Consider the following 16,032-nt stretch of genomic DNA (forward strand, 5'->3'; position numbering starts at 1 on the left):
TGGACCTGCATGAGCACGATCATTCCCCGGATTCGCGAAGGGCTGAAAGGCCGGATGGATCGCCTTGGCGTGCTGCTGTCATGCCTGTGCCTGCTCCATTGCGTCGTGGGGCTGATCCTGGTCGCCGGCATGGGCGCAGGCGCGTCCTTCCTGCTTGATCCGGCGATCCACAAGTATGGACTGCTGCTGGCGACCATTGTTGCCGGGGCGGCCATCGGCCTCGGCGCGATCCGCCATCGCCGGGCGGCACCGTTCGTGGTGGCGATGACCGGGCTGTCGTTCATGGGCGGGGCGCTGGCCGTGGGTCATGGCTATGAAGAGGCCGTGCTGACCGTGATCGGGGTGGTCCTGGTGGCAGCGGGCCATGTCCTGAACTTGCGTAAAGCCTGATCCGCGCTATCTCGGACGCATCATGAGCGCGTCCATCTCCATCTCCAAGACTATCACCGTCAACGGCGAGCCACGCCGCACCGCTGCTGCCACCATTGCGGATTTCGTCCGCGAACTGGGGTTGAAGGTGCCCAAGGTGGCCGTTGAGCACAATGGCACGATCGCCCCGCGCTCCTCGCTGGAGCAGGTCCCGCTGGGCGATGGCGACGTGCTGGAAATCGTCCATTTCGTCGGCGGGGGATGATCCGCCTTGTCCTCGGGCGATCCGAAAGATACCGCCAACAGCATGACTGATACAGCCAACCCTGACACCCGGCCCGATACCTGGACCGTCGCCGGCCGCACCTTCACCTCGCGCCTGATCGTGGGGACCGGCAAGTACAAGGACTTCGCCCAGAACGCCGCTGCGGTCGAGGCAAGTGGAGCCGAGATCGTCACCGTGGCCGTGCGCCGGGTGAACATTTCCGATCCCACGCAGCCCGTGCTGATGGACTATATCGACCCGAAGAAGATCACCTACCTGCCCAACACCGCCGGCTGCTTCACTGCCGACGATGCGATCCGCACCCTGCGGCTGGCGCGCGAGGCGGGCGGCTGGGACCTGGTCAAGCTGGAAGTGCTGGGCGAGGCGCGCACGCTCTATCCCGACATGCGCGAAACGCTGAAGGCCTGCGAAGTGCTGGCCAATGAAGGCTTCGCGCCGATGGTCTATTGCGTGGACGATCCGATCGCCGCGAAGCAGCTGGAAGACTGCGGCGCCGTGGCGGTCATGCCGCTGGGCGCGCCGATCGGCAGCGGCCTCGGCATCCAGAACCGCGTCACCATCCGCCTGATCGTGGAAGGCGCGAAAGTTCCGGTGCTGGTCGATGCCGGCGTCGGCACCGCCAGCGAGGCCGCCGTGGCGATGGAACTGGGTTGCGACGGCGTGCTGATGAACACCGCCATTGCCGAGGCGAAGGATCCCGTCCGCATGGCCCGCGCCATGAAGCACGGTGTCATCGCCGGGCGTGAGGCCTATCTGGCGGGCCGCATGATGACCCGCAAATATGCCGATCCCAGCAGCCCGCTCGCCGGTTTGATCTGAGGCCAGAAAGTTAAGCCTGCGTCGATCCGGCGGGGCTGTTCAACCTTTCCTTAACCATGATGGCCGATGTTCCTGCTGTAACCGCAGGAGGCCGCCATGGCACGATCGCAGACAACCAGTTGCCCCAGCATTTGCGAAATGCGCGAATTCGCCAGCTTTTCAGCCAGCGAGCAGCGTTTCATCACCCGCAGCCTGGACGTCTTCATGGCGCGCGGCGATGCCTTCAAGGATTGGGCGCAGGAGAGCGGCGGCAGCTCGGCCATTCGCGGGCAATATCTTGCCTATCGCCAGCTTCGCAGCCTGGCCGCTTGCATTCCTTCAACCACTGCGTTCGACGGGGTGACAGATTTCATCGGACTGCTGGTGCGGATTTCCGCGCAGGACCTGGCACAGGAGCAGCTGGAAAGCTTTTCGGCCTACCGCTTCCTCTACGAACGCATGCTGGGCGCCGCTTCGCGCCCGTTCCTGCCGGCGGGTTTCGTCGGCGCGGCAGCCCTGCCGCAGATCAGGCCCGAACACCGCCGCGTGCTGCTCCAGTCGCTGAGCGAAGCTGCCGCCACCGCCCCCGCCTGGAGCCCGCGTGAACCCGCCTTCTTCCCTGAACGGATCGAGGACGAGGTCGGCTGAACTGTTTTAGGGAGCCAGAACGGGTAGCAGGACCATCTCGTAAAAGGTCCACCGCTCGTCCCGGTCCTGCGGCGGGGTTTTCTGGCTGATTTGCAGGTGTCCCAGGTCGGGGTCGCGGGCAAACGGCGTGGCGAAATAGAACTCATCGCTGCCGGGTGAAACACGCACCATTTCGCCTGCCACTGGATCGGGACCAAAATTCACATCCCAGTGCATCGCGGTGCCGGGGGCTGGCGTGTGCAACCGGCACTCGACGTAGAATGCCCGCCAGTGGGGTGCCACCATGCTCATGATAAGGGCGCCTTTTGCGCTGAATAGGGTGATCGAGCTGCGTGCCTGGGTTTCCGGCACGGAAATCTCGCTGACCGAGCGCAGAGTCGACCCCCATTGCAGGGGACTGTCCGAACCGAGCGACCGTGCGTTGACGACAAGCGGCTGCATAGCCGGATCGATGCGGTATCCCCCCTGCCCTGTAATCATGGCGGGCAATCGCGCGGCTGCGCGCTGGATCAGATCCGGCCTGTCGGAAGTCATGCAATTCCCTCAATAAAGCGCGTCGATCCTGTCCTGGTAGGCGGCGCGGATCGGGTTGCGGCGGATTTTCATTGTCGGGGTCATCTGGCCGTTGTCCACGCTGAAGGGTTCGTCCGCCACGGTGAACTTGCGGATCTTCTCGATCACCGACAATTCCTGGTTGGTGCGGTCCACCGCTGCCTTGAGGGCACGGATGAAGGCCGGGTTGTCCTTCAGCGCGGCCATGTCGCCATCGGCCCCGTTATCCTTGGCCCACTGTTTGGCCCATTCGGGATCGGGCACCAGCAGGGCCACCATATGCGGGCGCTTGTCACCGCTGACCATGGCCTGCGCGACTTCGGGCTGCAGGGTCAGCATGCCTTCCAGTTTCTGCGGGGCGATGTTGTCGCCCTTGTCGTTGACGATGATATCCTTCTTGCGGTCGGTGATGACGATCCGCCCGCCTTCGTCGAGGTGGCCGATGTCGCCGGTTTGCAGCCAGTCGCCGCCCAGTTCCGCAGGCATGGCCGCGGCCGTCGCCTCGGGGTTGTTCCAGTAACCCTTCATCACCAGTTCGCCGCGAACGAGGATTTCTCCGTCAGCGGCGATCTTCACCTCGACCCCGCGCAGGGGTGGGCCGACGGTGTGCAGGCGGATACCGGCGCTGGGGAAATTGCAGCAGGCAACCGGGGCGGTCTCGGTCTGGCCATAGCCTTGCAGCATGACGAGGCCCATGGCCTGGAAGAACCCGCCGACATCGGGATTGAGCGGCGCTCCGCCAGATACCAGCGCCTTGACCCGCCCGCCGAACCGCGCCTTGACCTTGGGGCGCAGGGTGAGGTTGAGCAGCAGGCTCACGGGCAGGTCTTTCAGCGAAGTCTTGCCCGATATCTGCCGCTCGCCCAGGTGGATTGCGCGTTCGAGCAGGAAGCTGGCCGCGCCGCCCTGCTTTTCGACCGCCTTGATGGTCTTCTCGCGCATGATCTCGAACAGGCGGGGGACCACGATCATGAAAGTCGGCTGGGCCTCTTCCAGATTGCTCGACAGCTTGTCGAGCCCCTCGGCAAACCAGATATCGGCGCCAAGGCCGATGGGAAGGTAGAGCCCGGCAGTATGTTCCAGCGCATGACTCAGCGGCAGGAATGACAGGAACCGCTCGTCCGCCCAGTCGAAATCGGTCGCCAGCACGTCGCCCGCCGCCAGCACATTATGCAGGATCGCCCCGTGGTGCAGCATCACGCCGCGCGGGGATCCGCTCGTGCCGCTGGTGTAGATGATGCAGGCGATGGTATCGCGCGTGACCGTGGCCATCCGCGCTTCCACTGCCGCGCGGGCCGCGACAGGATCGCCTTCCAGCATCTGCGGCCAGTGATGGATTTCGAAGCCGCCACTTTGCGACGAGTGGATCTGTTCGATGGCGATAAGGTGCTCGGCATGGCCCGCCCGCAGCATGGCGGCGAGCAGGGGGCGGGCAAGCTTGTCGGTCGAGACGATGACTGCTTTTGCCCCGCTGTCCGACAGGATGTGGCAGTGATCGCCTTCAGTGTTGGTGGTATAGGCCGGCGTGGTGATGCAGCCCGCCGCCATGATGGCGAGGTCCGCGATGCACCACTCGGGCCGGTTTTCTGACACCAGCATCACCCGGTCGCCCGGCTTCAGGCCCAGCGCCACGAGGCGCTCGGCCAAAAGGCAGACCTGTCGCGCCGCCTCGGCATAGGAAATCGGTATCCATTTCCCGTCGATCCGGGCGGTAAGGAACGGCATGTCGCTGCGTTCGTCGGCGCGCTGCAGGAACAGGCCTACCAGGCTCTGCGCATTCTCGATGTCTTGTAGCTGCACTGGCTTCCCACTCCCCGCCTGCCGCCGGGTATTCCCGTTCGGACCTACTGTCTCATGAGAGAGTGACTAGGGGCAGACGTCGTCGCGGGCAAGATCAGGCCGGCAAGATCAGGGTTGAACGGCCACGCCTTCGCTGCGGGGATCGGCAGCGCCGGTCCAGCGCCCGCCGACCAGTTGCGCCGCATTGGCCTTGAACGGCAGGCGCCGTGCCTGGATCGTGTGGCCCAGCGCTTCGAGCTCGGCCCGCATCGCCAACAGGGGCGAGTCTTCCTCAACCGTGATGGCATCACCGGGGGAATAGAGGCCGGGCAGGCCGATCGCCTCCTCCACCGGCAGGCCCCAGTCGATCACCCCGATCAGTGCTTTGGCCACCTGTACCGGTATCGTCCCGCCACCCGCCGCGCCCACGGCCAGCACCAGCGAGCCATCGGGCGCATAGACCAGCGTGGGTGCCATCGAACTGCGCGGTCGCTTGCCACCTTCGACCCGGTTGGCCACCGGCACGCCATCGCGCTCGGGCACGAAGCTGAAATCGGTCAGCTCGTTGTTGAGGTAGAACCCGCCGTACATGTGGCCCGAGCCGAACCCGCCTTCGATGGTCGAGGTATAGGATACTGCCGTGCCCCACTGGTCCACCGTCACGAAATGGCTGGTCCCGTTCTCGGTCGGTTCGCTACCCTCGGCCAGAGTCAGTGCCGCGCCCGGCGGCGTTCCTGCTTCGGCCGAAGCCATGCGCGTGGTGGCCGAGATCAGCGCGCCGCGCTGCGCCAGATAGGCCTCGTCCATCAGTCCCGTCATCGGCACGGCGAGGAAATCGCTGTCGGCCAGGTACAGTTCGCGGTCGGCATAGGCGAGCCGCTGGCTTTCGGCGAACAGGTGCCAGCTGATGGGCGATTGCGGGCCGAGTGCGGCAAGGTCGAACCGTTCGAGCTGCTTGAGCACGGCATAGACTGTCGTCGCGCCCGAACTTGGCGGGCCCATGCCGCAAATGCGATATTCGCGGTAGGAACCGCAGGGGCTGTCACGCCAGGTGGCGGAATAGGTGGCGAAGTCCTGCGCCGTCATGCGGTCGGTTCCGGGCGTAGCTTCGGCGATCACGCCAACCATCTGCTCCGCCATCGGGCCGTGGTAGAACGCACCCGGTCCGGCCTCGGCCAGGGCTTCCAGCGTGTCGGCGAGCGCCGGGTTGCGCACCACGGTGCCTGCCGCCAGCGGCTCGCCCTCGGCATCATAGAACAGGGTGCGGCCTTCCGCCGTCAGTCCGGCGCGGTTGGGTGAGGATTGCAGGAAGTCGCGGAACCGCGGGGTGATTTCCCACCCGTCGCGGGCCAAGGCGATGGCCGGGGCGAACAGGTTTGCCCAGTTAAGGGTACCATATTTGTCGTGCGCTTCGGCGGCCAACGCGATGTTGCCCGGCACGCCGATCGACAGCCCGGTCACCACGGCCTGCCCGAATGGGCGCGGCGATCCGCTCTCATCGAGGAACCAGGCGGGCGTGGCGGCGGCAGGGGCGGTTTCGCGCCCGTCGAGCGTCACGACTTCGCCTGTGGACGTGCCGCGCAGGTAGAAGCCTCCGCCGCCGATGCCTGAACTTTGCGGTTCCACCACGGTTAGCGCCAGCATCACGGCAATGGCTGCATCGGTCGAAGTGCCGCCCTGCCGCAATATCGCCGCGCCCGCTTCGGCGGCGCGCGGATCGGCAGCGCTCACCACTCCCGACGAAGGCGCTGCCATGGGTGATGCAGTGATCGGCGATGGGGCAACGGTGGAGCAGGCGGCCAGCACCACGGGGGCGAGCAGCAGGGCAAAACGACGGAAAAAATTGTGCATGTGCGAAAGGCTATTCGCTTCCGACCGCTTCGGCAATGCTGCCAAAGCCGTATTGACGTAAGCACGTTTCCAGTCCTGCGGTCACTTCTCGGGCGATTCCGGGTCCGGCATAGACCATGGCGGAATAGAGCTGCACCAGGCTTGCCCCTGCGCGAATGCGGGCAAAGGCATCCTCTGCCGTGGCGATCCCGCCCACGCCCACCAGCGGCATGGCCCCGCCCGTGGCCTTGCGGAAATCCCGCAGCCGGTCGAGCGCGGCGGACTTGAGCGGCTGGCCCGACAACCCGCCTGCTTCGCCCGCATGGGCCGAGTGCATCGGCGGGCGGGCGATGGTGGTGTTGGATACGACCAGCGCGCCCAGTGCCTTGTCGATGGCGATGCGGGCAATGGCATCGACATCGGCCGGTTCCAGATCGGGGGCCACTTTCAGGAACACCGGCACGGCAAGCTCGCCCCGCGCTTCCAGCACGGCATCGAGCAGGCCCACCAGCGCGCCTTCGTCCTGCAGGGCCCGCAAGCCCGGGGTGTTGGGGCTGGAAATGTTGACCACCAGGTAATCGGCCAGCGGGGCCATCAGCCGGGTCATGCTGACATAGTCTGCCACCCGGTCCACGCTTTCCTTGTTTGCACCAATGTTGATGCCGACGATCCCGCGTCGCTTACGCAAGGCGAGGTTCTGTGCCGCCGCCGCGCCGCCACCATTATTGAACCCCATGCGGTTGATCACCGCTTCGTCCTCCACCAGCCGGAACAGGCGCGGTTTGGGATTGCCGGGTTGGGGCAGCGGAGTGATCGAGCCGACCTCGGCAAAGCCGAAACCCAGCGCCAGCAGGGCATCGGGGACTTCCGCATCCTTGTCGAAACCTGCCGCCATGCCCAGCGGATTGGGGAAGCGCAGCCCCGCCACCGTGGTCGCCTGCGGGCTTTCGACATGGGCCGGTGCGTCTGGCGCCCAGAGTTTGAGCGCTGCAATGGTCAGGCGGTGGGCGCGCTCGGCGTCGAGGGCAAACAGGGCCGGGCGGATCAGGCGATAGAACATGGTCCGCCTATGGCAAAGGGGGGGTGCGATGTCGATTGGCCGGATGTTGATCGGCCGGGCGGCGGCAGAAAAATGCGCCGAATGAAAGGCTTGAATCGCCAGATACCGCCATTCCTGTCGTATCTTTACAATGACACGCCCGGCGAATCTGCTAGTCAGCCTGCGCGACCCGAAGGGCTCGACGCGTTGACGCGACGGGTTCTCGACTATCAGGGCGGTCCTGTTTTGCAGGGCCGCCCTTTTTTTATCGCGCGGATTCAGCTGATTGCTAACGACTCGCAACAAGCGATGGTTCATTGAAACCCGCGAATCGGCTCACTAGGTGAAATCGGAACGAATCACTCCGATTTAACTGGTGGAGCCAAATGCGCCTGTCGAGCATGGCCGATTATGCCGTTGTCACAATGTGCGCCGCCGCGCGCCATTGCGGATTTGCGCGCGTTTCGGCCAGCGATCTGGCGCAGGAAACCGGCCTCCCGCTGCCCACGGTGCAGAAGCTGGTCAGCACCCTGTCCAAGGCAGGCCTGCTGAAGGCAATGCGCGGGGCGGGCGGCGGCATCCAGCTATCGCGACCGGCAGCGGCGATTACTCTGGCCGATATCGTCGAGGCGATCGAAGGGCCGATTGCCCTTACCGCCTGTGTTGAAGACGGCCGCCACGATTGCGCTCTGGAAGCCCGGTGCGGCGTGCGCCCGCACTGGGGCGTAGTGAACAAGGCGATGCGCGGGGCGCTTGAACAGGTCCGCCTGTCCGATCTCGCCCGCCTCAAGGAAGACGTAGCAGCATGACTGAACAGACCGCCATTCCCGAAGCCGAAGTCCAGGACCGCGAGGCCCGCGATGCCGCCGCGCGTGCAGCCGATTACGAGCACGGCTGGTCGGCCGATATCGACACCGAATTCGCGCCCAAGGGCCTGTCGGAAGATACTGTCCGGTTCATCAGCGCCAAGAAGGACGAGCCGGAATGGATGCTCGAATGGCGGCTGAAGGCCTATCGCCTTTGGCTGACCATGGAGGAGCCCGACTGGGCCAAGGTCGGCTATCCGAAAATCGATTACCAGGACGCCTTCTACTACGCCGCGCCGAAGAAGAAGGTGGAGCTCGATTCGCTCGACGATCTCGATCCGGCGATCAAGGCGGTCTATGACAAGCTGGGCATCCCGCTGGGCGAGCAGGAACTGCTGGCCGGCGTGAAGAACACCCGCAAAGTCGCGGTCGATGCCGTGTTCGACAGCGTTTCGATTGCCACGACCTTCCGCAAGGAGCTGGAAGCCGCCGGCGTCATCTTCCGCTCGATCAGCGAAGCGATCCGCGAATATCCCGAGCTGGTGAAGAAGTGGCTGGGCCGCGTGGTGCCGCAGCAGGACAACTTCTTTGCCGCCTTGAACTGCGCGGTCTTTTCGGATGGCACCTTCGTCTACATCCCCGAAGGCGTGCGCTGCCCGATGGAGCTTTCTACCTATTTCCGCATCAATGCGGAGAACACCGGCCAGTTCGAACGCACGCTGATCATTGCGGAAAAGGGCAGCTACGTCAGCTATCTGGAAGGCTGCACCGCGCCGATGCGCGACGAGAACCAGCTCCACGCCGCCGTGGTCGAACTCGTCGCGATGGAAGATGCCGAGATCAAGTATAGCACGGTCCAGAACTGGTATCCGGGCGACGAGAACGGCAAGGGCGGGATCTACAACTTCGTCACCAAGCGCGGGTTGTGCCAGGGTGCGCGGTCGAAGATTTCGTGGACCCAGGTCGAGACCGGCAGCGCCGTGACGTGGAAATACCCCAGCTGCGTGCTGAATGGCGAGGACTCCGTGGGCGAGTTCTACTCGGTCGCGGTCACCAACAATTACCAGCAGGCCGATACCGGCACCAAGATGATCCACAACGGCAAGGGCAGCCGCTCCACGATCATCTCCAAGGGGATCAGCGCGGGCCATTCGAACAACACCTATCGCGGGCTGGTGCGCGTGGGCGCCAATGCCGACAATGTCCGCAACTTCACCCAGTGCGATTCGCTGCTGCTGGGCAGCCTCAGCGGCGCGCATACCGTGCCCTATATCGAGGTGAAGAACCCCAGCGCCCAGATCGAGCACGAGGCGACCACCTCGAAGATCTCGGACGACCAGCTGTTCTACGCCATGCAGCGCGGCCTCGGCGCGGAAGAAGCCGTGGCGCTGATCGTCAACGGCTTCGCCAAGGACGTGCTGAAAGAGCTGCCGATGGAGTTTGCGGTGGAAGCGCAGAAGCTGCTGGCAATCTCGCTTGAGGGGAGCGTGGGGTGAGTTTCATTTTGTTTATCTCGGCCGCATCGCAGGTCTTTAGCGCGATTGAAGAATTGCCCGTTCCAGCAGGCATTTCTGTCGAGATCGTTGAGACTGCTCAGAGCTTCTCAGATTGTGTGCTGCAACGGACTTGGGACTTCGAGGCTTCACGAGAAGAGGCTGACACTGTCGTTTCAGCGGCGATGAGCGCTTGTCGAGAGGAAGAGGCAATCTTCGTGGGGAATTATATTGGCGAAATGGCCGTGAAAAACCTTCAAAGTCTGGAAGCGACTGAGACCGCTATCGAGCGGTTCAAGGGAGCGCTGACTTCTCGAGCGATCGAATTGGTCGTTCGCGTCAGATTGAGAGGGGCAAGCCAATGACCGAAAAGAAAACCCTCCAGCTCCGCTCCCCTGAGGAGCAGGCCGATACCCCCGCGATCAAGAAGAAGGGCCGCGGGTGGGAGATTTCGGAAAAGCGCCTCGACGTGCTGCACGAGCAGGCGCGCGACTTGCGGCGCCATTCGACCGAGGCGCACAAGGCCCTGGCCGAGCGGTTCTCCAAGGCGGACTTGGGCCAGCATACCTTCAAGCGCCACGCCGTGGTCGGCAGCGCGATCGTGGATTTCAACTGCCACACCCTCGGCATGGCGATCGTCATTGATGAAGAAGGCGCGAACGAGGTGCTGACCACGCGCCGCGACAAGAGCCTGGAAGCCGTTGGCATCCGCGTGATGCGGATCGATGCGGCGGACATCCTGGAAAACATGGATGCGGTGCTCGAACGGATCACTGCGGGCATGCGTGTGCGTATCGAAGACAAGAAGAGAGCGCGCCGCGCCCATGGCGACCAGATGCGGGGCAGCCGTGCCCCGGCTGGCCGCCCAGTTTCTGATCGCTCAGGGCCGCGCACAAGGACATGACCATGCTGAAAATCGACAACCTGACCGCCGAAGTGGGCGGCAAGACCATCCTCAACGGCCTCTCGCTCAGTGTGAACGCGGGCGAAATCCACGCGATCATGGGCCCGAATGGCGCGGGCAAGAGTACGCTGTCCTATGTGCTGGGCGGTCGGCCCGGTTATGAGGTGACCGGCGGTTCGGCGACGCTCAATGGCGTGGACCTGCTCGCCCTTGACCCGCACGAGCGGGCCGCCGCCGGCCTGTTCCTGGGCTTCCAGTACCCGGTCGAAATTCCCGGCGTGTCCAACGTCCAGTTCCTGCGCGAGGCGCTGAATTCGCAGCGCAAGGCACGCGGCGAGGCTCCGCTCAGCGGCGGTGAATTCCTCAAGCTGGCGAAGGACAAGGCCGGGCTGCTCAAGCTCGACATGGATATGCTGAAGCGCCCGGTAAACGTGGGCTTTTCCGGCGGCGAGAAGAAGCGCGCCGAGATGGTCCACATGGGCATCCTCGATCCCATGTTCGCCGTGCTGGACGAGACCGACTCCGGCCTCGATATCGATGCGCTCAAGATCGTCGGCGCGGGGATCAATGCGATCATGCGCAAGCCCGACAAGGCGGTCCTGCTGATCACCCACTACCAGCGCCTGCTCGACTATGTGCGGCCCGATTTTGTCCACGTTCTGGCGGGCGGCAGGATCGTCAAGACCGGCGGGGCGGACTTGGCGCATATGCTCGAACGCGAGGGTTACGAGGCGGTGGCCTGATGGCGCAAAATCTCCCGACTACCCGCGACGAGGAATGGCGCTATGCCGATATTCCCGCGCTCGAACGGCTCGCGCCGGACCTTGCGCAGTGGACCGTCGTCGATGTGGCCGCCGGTGAAACGCATAGCCAGTGCATGATCGCAGGCGGCAACGCGCCCGAACTGCACCGCATCCGAATTACTGTGGGCGAAGGCGGGCGGGCAGAACTGTTCGCCGTGATCGCGGGCGATGACTACACCCGGGTCGAGGTGGAAGTGCGGCTGGCCCAGGGAGCGCACTTCGAATTCGGCGGCGTCACTATCGGCGGCGGCGATGCCACGCGCGAATTCGTCACCCGGCTGGACCATGCAGAGCCCGATGCCACCAGCCACCAGGTCGTCCGTGCGGTGCACTGGGACCAGTCGACCGGCAATTTCCTCGGCCGCATCCATGTGGCCCGCGACGCGCAGAAGACCGACGCGGCGCAGGATTTCAAGGCCCTGCTACTTGAGAAGGGCGCGACAGCCAATGCCCGGCCCGAACTGGAAATCTTCGCCGACGATGTGAAATGCGCCCACGGTGCGGCCATCGGCCAGATGGACGAAGCGGCGCGGTTCTACATGGCGAGCCGCGGCATCGCGCCCGATGTTGCCAAGCAGCTCCTCATCCGCGCCTTCATCGGCGATGCCTTTACCGCGCTCGCCGATGGGGCCGAGCAGGAGCGCCTGCAGAATGCCGCGCTGGAAAGCCTTGAGGCGCGGGCATGAACAACAGCCTGTCCCCGTTCGCATCGAGCGAAGTCGAGATGCCGCGCGCTGGTGTCTCGACTTCGCTCGACACGAACGGAATCCGCTCCGACTTTCCCGGCCTCGTCACCGCTGGCGGCGAGCCGTGGCACTACCTCGATTCCGCCGCCACGGCGCAGAAGCCGCAGGTCGTGGTCGATACGATGGCCCGCGCGCTGGGCGCAGACTACGCCACGGTCCATCGCGGGGTCTATTCGCGCAGTGCCGAGATGACGCTGGGCTATGAAGCCGCGCGCCGCCGCGTGGCCGCATTCATCGGCGGGGCGGAGGAGGAGCTGGTCTTCACGCGCGGCGCGACCGAGGCGATCAACCTTGTCGCGGCAAGCTGGGGCGGGGCCAATATCGGGGCGGGTGACCGGATCCTGCTGTCCACGCTGGAACACCATTCCAACATCGTGCCGTGGCAGATGCTGGCAGAGCGGGTTGGCGCGCATATCGACGTGTGCCCGCTGACCCACGATGGCCGGATCGATCTCGACGCGGCGGAACAGATGCTCACTCCCCGGCACAAGCTGGTGGCGTTGGCCCATGTCTCCAACGTGCTCGGCTCGGTACTCGACGTGCCGCGCGCTGCAGCATTGGCGCATGGTGTCGGGGCAAAGCTGCTGGTCGATGGCTGCCAGGCCGTGCCGCGCCTGCCCGTCGATGTGGCCGCGCTGGGTTGCGATTTCTACGCCTTCTCGGCCCACAAGCTCTATGGCCCGACCGGCATCGGTGCCCTGTGGGCGCGCTCGGAAATCCTCGCCGCCATGCCCCCCTACCAGGGCGGCGGGGCAATGATCGACAAGGTGACTTTCGAGCGCACCACCTATGCCCCCGCCCCCCAGCGGTTCGAGGCAGGGACGCCCGCCATTACCGAGGCGATCGCCTTTGGCGCGGCCTGCGAATACGTTTCCGCTATCGGGCTTGAAGTCATCCACGCGCACGAGAGCGAGCTGGTGGCTTCCTTGCGCGATGCGCTGGGCCAGATGAACGATGTCACCCTGTTCGGCCCCGCCGACAGTGCGGGCATCGTCAGCTTCATGATCGACGGCGTCCACCCGCACGATCTCGGCACGATCCTTGACGAGGAAAACGTGGCGATCCGCGCCGGGCACCACTGCGCCCAGCCGCTGATGGAGCACCTGGGCGTCAGCGCCACGGCCCGCGCCAGCTTCGGGCTCTACAGCTCGCACGACGACATTGCCGCTTTGGTCCGCGGCATCGAACGCACCAAGAGGATTTTCGGCTGATGGACAATTCCAACACCTGGCCAGACGACACCACGCAATCCGTTCCCGCCGCAGAAGTGGTCGAAGCCGCCGACAAGCCGCCGCGTGCGAAGGTCGAGGACGCGCCCGAGGAAACCGCCGCGCAGAAGCTGGAACGCAAGCGCGACTATCTCGAAGGCTTCCTTGCCGCCAAGCCCGCCGATCTCAACCCGGCCGAGCCCGGCGGCGACCTCTACGAGGAGGTGATTGCCGCGCTGAAGGACATTTTCGATCCGGAAATCCCGGTCAACATCTACGACCTTGGCCTGATCTACCGCGTCGATGTGACGCCCGATGCCGATGTCGCCATCACCATGACGCTGACCACGCCGCACTGTCCGGTGGCCGAGTCCATGCCGACCGACATCGAACTGCGTGTCGGCGCGATCCCCGGCGTGCGCGATGCGGAGGTGGTGGTCACCTGGGATCCGCCATGGGATGCGTCCAAGATGAGCGATGAAGCCCGGCTCGAACTTGGCATGTTGTGAGCACACAGGCCCCCACCCTCGCGGTCTCGCTGGTCGACTATGCCGATCCGCAGGACGGGGCGGACCTCATCGCCCTGCTCGATGCCTATGCGCGCGATCCGATGGGCGGCGGCGAGCCGCTGGCCGACCATGTGCGCGGCAGGCTGGTGGCCGGCCTTGCCGCCCTGCCCCATGCCTTTTCGCTGATCGCGCGGCTTGATGGCGAGGCTGTGGGCCTGGCCAATTGCCTGCTGGGCTATTCCACCTTTGCCGCCGCGCCGCTGGTCAACATTCACGACATGGCGGTGATGCCCGGCCATCGCGGGCAGGGCATCGGTCGCGCATTGATGAAGGCGGTTGAAGGCGAGGCCTTGAAGCGGGGGGCCTGCAAGGTCACATTGGAAGTGTTGAGCGGCAATGATGCCGCACGCCACCTCTACGCAAGTTGCGGCTATGGCGATTACCAGCTCGACCCGGCCGCCGGCAAAGCCATGTTCTGGCAGAAGAGTTTGACATGACCGACACGAAATCCCGCGCCCGTCCCGCCGCCGTGATCCTCACGCCGTCTGCCGAGCAGCGCGTGGCCGACCTGATGGCCCGCGCACCGGCCGATGCGATTGGCGTAAAGCTCAGCACGCCGCGGCGCGGCTGTTCGGGCCTCGCCTATTCGGTCGATTACGTCACGGCGGAAACCCCGTTCGACGAAAAGATCATCACGCCGGGCGGCACCTTCTACATCGATGCCGCCAGCGTGCTCTACCTGATCGGCTCCACGATGGACTGGCGCGAGGATGATTTCGCGGCGGGTTTCGTGTTCGAGAACCCCAATGCTAAGGGCGCCTGCGGCTGCGGCGAAAGCTTCATGGTCTGACCGCGTGCTGATCGAGGTTTCCTCGCACCTCCCGATCCCGCCAGCCCTGGCGTGGGAGCAGGTGCAGAGCCCGCAACTGCTCCAGCACATCGCTGCACCGCTGCTCACCTTCCACCCGCGCAAAGGGGCATTTCCGGAGACCTGGCAGCCGCGCGAATATCGTGCGGGGCTCAGGCTATTCGGGATCTTGCCCGTGGGCGAGCAGGTGATCGGGATCGAGTACCCGGAACACGGCGCGCCCGAGGGAGGCCACGTGCTGCGCGATAACGGGCGCGGCGGGCTGGTGACGCGGTGGGACCACCTGATGCTGATCGCGCCCGAAAATGGCGGCACCCGTTATACCGACAGGGTGGAAATCGAGGCGGGGGCTGTAACCGGCCTTGCGGCGGCCTTTGCGCGCTACTTCTACCGCCACCGGCAGAAGCGCTGGCTGCAACTGATCACGCGCGATTACCAGCGGGCCTAGGCTTCTCCGGCTTCCTCGGCGATGAATTCGAGCAGGGCCTGGTCATAGCTATCAACCTGGCCGTTGGCCTCAATCATCCCGTTGAGCCAGTCCTCTTCCGTCGCGGTGAATTCGGCAGCCTGGGCCGCCAGGTCCCCGCGACTGGGCAGCTGATCGCCCTTCTTGCCGAACACCACGCCGAAGGCATTGGGCGCGGAGCGGGCCATCTGTCCCATAAACCGCCCGACGCTGGCCTTGTTGTCGGCCACGAAAGCCTCCAGTTCGAGCATCCGCGCCCGGTCGATATGGGCCGTGTGGCTGGCGAAACCGAGCAGGTAATTGCCCACCCCTTGCACGAAAATCCGCTGGAATTCCGGCGCATTGGCCTGGTGCAGCGTTGCATCCTTGAGGCGGAACAGCATCTCGGCTTCGCTGCGGCTGACGGCAGCGGGTCGCTCGCTGGCAGAGCCGAACACCACGCGGCGCAGCAGGTTCGCTTCGGCATGGGTAACGTGCGTGTCGGCCAGCTCGCCGCCGCAGCGGGTGGGGCCGGTGCCGGTGAAGACTTCTGCCTCCAGCACGCCCAGCACATAGGCCTTCAGCGCGTCGGCCACGTTGACCCCGCGCTCGATCACCTGGACCAACAGTTCGAGCTCGGTCATCGAGCAGACCTTGCCGTCGGCCTCGACCATGGCGATCAGCCAGGCCGATTCCTCTTCGCTGGCATAGCCGCGCGGGGCGGTGCCGTTGAGCACGAAGTTGCGCAGGGCCTCGACGAAGAAGTCGGTCCACAGGGCGGTCGGTGCGCTGGTCGCCTGCTGGAGCGCGAACAGGGCCTCGGCTTCCTCGCGTGCGATATGGCCGTCAGCCCAGCCAGCGGCGCGCAGCTGCTGCACTTCGGCATCGGAAATGGCGCCGTCTGCGGCGGCCTTCATCGTGAGATCGGCAAAGTGGGCGGTCATCTGCG

General features: G+C 65.0%; 21 protein-coding genes. 16 read left to right on the forward strand and 5 right to left on the reverse strand.

What is annotated here, in order from left to right:
* The first annotated feature begins 9 nt into the window (after nt 1-9).
* The 4 genes from M3P36_RS02835 (at nt 10) to M3P36_RS02850 (ending at nt 2,101) form a co-directional block, all read left to right on the forward strand.
* Nucleotides 10-390: a MerC domain-containing protein gene (locus M3P36_RS02835; RefSeq protein ID WP_249700505.1), complete on the forward strand. Its 381-nt coding sequence runs from the start codon at nt 10-12 to the stop codon at nt 388-390.
* A gap of 22 nt (nt 391-412) precedes the next feature.
* Entirely contained in the window at nt 413-634 is a 222-nt protein-coding gene (gene thiS, locus M3P36_RS15295; protein WP_249700507.1) for a sulfur carrier protein ThiS, read from the forward strand.
* 42 nt (nt 635-676) lie between these two features.
* Nucleotides 677-1,474 carry a thiazole synthase gene (locus M3P36_RS02845; RefSeq protein WP_249700509.1) on the forward strand — a complete coding sequence of 266 codons (798 nt, stop codon included), beginning with the start codon at nt 677-679 and terminating at the stop codon, nt 1,472-1,474.
* Between the two features lie 96 nt (nt 1,475-1,570).
* On the forward strand, nt 1,571-2,101 hold the full coding sequence (locus tag M3P36_RS02850) for a hypothetical protein (protein WP_249700511.1): 531 nt from the start codon (nt 1,571-1,573) through the stop codon (nt 2,099-2,101).
* Between the two features lie 6 nt (nt 2,102-2,107).
* Here the strand turns inward: M3P36_RS02850 and M3P36_RS02855 are convergent, their stop codons facing one another.
* The 4 genes from M3P36_RS02855 to M3P36_RS02870 form a co-directional block, all read right to left on the reverse strand.
* Nucleotides 2,108-2,635 (reverse strand): hypothetical protein, encoded by a 528-nt coding sequence (locus M3P36_RS02855; RefSeq protein ID WP_249700513.1) that lies wholly within the window; start codon nt 2,633-2,635, stop codon nt 2,108-2,110.
* A gap of 9 nt (nt 2,636-2,644) precedes the next feature.
* Nucleotides 2,645-4,453, reverse strand: a complete 1,809-nt coding sequence (locus M3P36_RS02860; protein WP_249700515.1) for an AMP-dependent synthetase/ligase — start codon at nt 4,451-4,453, stop codon at nt 2,645-2,647.
* A 108-nt stretch (nt 4,454-4,561) separates the two neighbouring features.
* The gene (ggt, locus tag M3P36_RS02865) at nt 4,562-6,283 is read right to left on the reverse strand and encodes a gamma-glutamyltransferase (RefSeq protein ID WP_249700516.1); all 1,722 of its coding nucleotides are present in this window, start codon (nt 6,281-6,283) and stop codon (nt 4,562-4,564) included.
* 10 nt (nt 6,284-6,293) lie between these two features.
* Entirely contained in the window at nt 6,294-7,322 is a 1,029-nt protein-coding gene (locus M3P36_RS02870; RefSeq protein ID WP_249700519.1) for a quinone-dependent dihydroorotate dehydrogenase, read from the reverse strand.
* Between the two features lie 81 nt (nt 7,323-7,403).
* On the opposite strand from M3P36_RS02870, the gene M3P36_RS02875 reads away from it, so the two are divergent.
* The 12 genes from M3P36_RS02875 (at nt 7,404) to M3P36_RS02930 (ending at nt 15,086) form a co-directional block, all read left to right on the forward strand.
* Nucleotides 7,404-7,622, forward strand: coding sequence for a hypothetical protein (locus M3P36_RS02875; RefSeq protein WP_249700521.1), 219 nt, complete (start codon nt 7,404-7,406; stop codon nt 7,620-7,622).
* Between the two features lie 65 nt (nt 7,623-7,687).
* The gene (locus tag M3P36_RS02880) at nt 7,688-8,110 is read left to right on the forward strand and encodes an SUF system Fe-S cluster assembly regulator (protein ID WP_249700524.1); all 423 of its coding nucleotides are present in this window, start codon (nt 7,688-7,690) and stop codon (nt 8,108-8,110) included.
* The gene (gene sufB / locus M3P36_RS02885) at nt 8,107-9,603 is read left to right on the forward strand and encodes a Fe-S cluster assembly protein SufB (protein ID WP_249700526.1); all 1,497 of its coding nucleotides are present in this window, start codon (nt 8,107-8,109) and stop codon (nt 9,601-9,603) included. Before M3P36_RS02880 ends, sufB begins: the two co-directional genes overlap by 4 nt.
* Nucleotides 9,600-9,965, forward strand: a complete 366-nt coding sequence (locus M3P36_RS02890; RefSeq protein ID WP_249700529.1) for a hypothetical protein — start codon at nt 9,600-9,602, stop codon at nt 9,963-9,965. The genes sufB and M3P36_RS02890 overlap by 4 nt, the downstream gene beginning before the upstream one ends.
* Nucleotides 9,962-10,504 (forward strand): endonuclease domain-containing protein, encoded by a 543-nt coding sequence (locus tag M3P36_RS02895; RefSeq protein ID WP_249700531.1) that lies wholly within the window; start codon nt 9,962-9,964, stop codon nt 10,502-10,504. The genes M3P36_RS02890 and M3P36_RS02895 overlap by 4 nt, the downstream gene beginning before the upstream one ends.
* Before the next feature lie 2 nt (nt 10,505-10,506).
* Nucleotides 10,507-11,247, forward strand: a complete 741-nt coding sequence (sufC, locus tag M3P36_RS02900) for a Fe-S cluster assembly ATPase SufC (RefSeq protein ID WP_249700625.1) — start codon at nt 10,507-10,509, stop codon at nt 11,245-11,247.
* Nucleotides 11,247-11,993, forward strand: a complete 747-nt coding sequence (locus M3P36_RS02905) for a SufD family Fe-S cluster assembly protein (protein WP_249700533.1) — start codon at nt 11,247-11,249, stop codon at nt 11,991-11,993. The genes sufC and M3P36_RS02905 overlap by 1 nt, the downstream gene beginning before the upstream one ends.
* Before the next feature lie 38 nt (nt 11,994-12,031).
* On the forward strand, nt 12,032-13,264 hold the full coding sequence (locus M3P36_RS02910; protein WP_249700627.1) for an aminotransferase class V-fold PLP-dependent enzyme: 1,233 nt from the start codon (nt 12,032-12,034) through the stop codon (nt 13,262-13,264).
* Nucleotides 13,264-13,770 (forward strand): SUF system Fe-S cluster assembly protein, encoded by a 507-nt coding sequence (locus M3P36_RS02915; protein ID WP_249700535.1) that lies wholly within the window; start codon nt 13,264-13,266, stop codon nt 13,768-13,770. The genes M3P36_RS02910 and M3P36_RS02915 overlap by 1 nt, the downstream gene beginning before the upstream one ends.
* Nucleotides 13,767-14,267: a GNAT family N-acetyltransferase gene (locus tag M3P36_RS02920; protein ID WP_249700537.1), complete on the forward strand. Its 501-nt coding sequence runs from the start codon at nt 13,767-13,769 to the stop codon at nt 14,265-14,267. Before M3P36_RS02915 ends, M3P36_RS02920 begins: the two co-directional genes overlap by 4 nt.
* Nucleotides 14,264-14,620, forward strand: coding sequence for a HesB/IscA family protein (locus M3P36_RS02925; protein ID WP_249700539.1), 357 nt, complete (start codon nt 14,264-14,266; stop codon nt 14,618-14,620). The genes M3P36_RS02920 and M3P36_RS02925 overlap by 4 nt, the downstream gene beginning before the upstream one ends.
* 4 nt (nt 14,621-14,624) lie before the next feature.
* Nucleotides 14,625-15,086: an Rv1443c family protein gene (locus M3P36_RS02930; protein WP_249700540.1), complete on the forward strand. Its 462-nt coding sequence runs from the start codon at nt 14,625-14,627 to the stop codon at nt 15,084-15,086.
* Here M3P36_RS02930 and M3P36_RS02935 read toward each other — a convergent pair.
* Nucleotides 15,083-16,027 (reverse strand): hypothetical protein, encoded by a 945-nt coding sequence (locus M3P36_RS02935; RefSeq protein WP_249700542.1) that lies wholly within the window; start codon nt 16,025-16,027, stop codon nt 15,083-15,085. The genes M3P36_RS02930 and M3P36_RS02935 overlap by 4 nt on opposite strands.
* Nucleotides 16,028-16,032: the final 5 nt, after the last annotated feature.

This window comes from Altererythrobacter sp. KTW20L (assembly GCF_023501975.1).
Lineage (GTDB): Bacteria > Pseudomonadota > Alphaproteobacteria > Sphingomonadales > Sphingomonadaceae > Alteraurantiacibacter.

Coding starts and splice junctions, on each gene's coding strand:
- M3P36_RS02870 (WP_249700519.1), bottom strand. CDS start 7,322: ATGTTCTATCGCCTGATCCGCCCGGCCCTGTTTGCCCTCGACGCCGAG.
- M3P36_RS02850 (WP_249700511.1), top strand. CDS start 1,571: ATGGCACGATCGCAGACAACCAGTTGCCCCAGCATTTGCGAAATGCGC.
- M3P36_RS02935 (WP_249700542.1), bottom strand. CDS start 16,027: ATGACCGCCCACTTTGCCGATCTCACGATGAAGGCCGCCGCAGACGGC.
- ggt (WP_249700516.1), bottom strand. CDS start 6,283: ATGCACAATTTTTTCCGTCGTTTTGCCCTGCTGCTCGCCCCCGTGGTG.
- sufB (WP_249700526.1), top strand. CDS start 8,107: ATGACTGAACAGACCGCCATTCCCGAAGCCGAAGTCCAGGACCGCGAG.
- M3P36_RS02875 (WP_249700521.1), top strand. CDS start 7,404: ATGAAAGGCTTGAATCGCCAGATACCGCCATTCCTGTCGTATCTTTAC.
- M3P36_RS02905 (WP_249700533.1), top strand. CDS start 11,247: ATGGCGCAAAATCTCCCGACTACCCGCGACGAGGAATGGCGCTATGCC.
- M3P36_RS02895 (WP_249700531.1), top strand. CDS start 9,962: ATGACCGAAAAGAAAACCCTCCAGCTCCGCTCCCCTGAGGAGCAGGCC.
- M3P36_RS02845 (WP_249700509.1), top strand. CDS start 677: ATGACTGATACAGCCAACCCTGACACCCGGCCCGATACCTGGACCGTC.
- M3P36_RS02915 (WP_249700535.1), top strand. CDS start 13,264: ATGGACAATTCCAACACCTGGCCAGACGACACCACGCAATCCGTTCCC.
- M3P36_RS02910 (WP_249700627.1), top strand. CDS start 12,032: ATGCCGCGCGCTGGTGTCTCGACTTCGCTCGACACGAACGGAATCCGC.
- M3P36_RS02835 (WP_249700505.1), top strand. CDS start 10: ATGAGCACGATCATTCCCCGGATTCGCGAAGGGCTGAAAGGCCGGATG.
- M3P36_RS02925 (WP_249700539.1), top strand. CDS start 14,264: ATGACCGACACGAAATCCCGCGCCCGTCCCGCCGCCGTGATCCTCACG.
- M3P36_RS02880 (WP_249700524.1), top strand. CDS start 7,688: ATGCGCCTGTCGAGCATGGCCGATTATGCCGTTGTCACAATGTGCGCC.
- sufC (WP_249700625.1), top strand. CDS start 10,507: ATGCTGAAAATCGACAACCTGACCGCCGAAGTGGGCGGCAAGACCATC.
- M3P36_RS02855 (WP_249700513.1), bottom strand. CDS start 2,635: ATGACTTCCGACAGGCCGGATCTGATCCAGCGCGCAGCCGCGCGATTG.
- thiS (WP_249700507.1), top strand. CDS start 413: ATGAGCGCGTCCATCTCCATCTCCAAGACTATCACCGTCAACGGCGAG.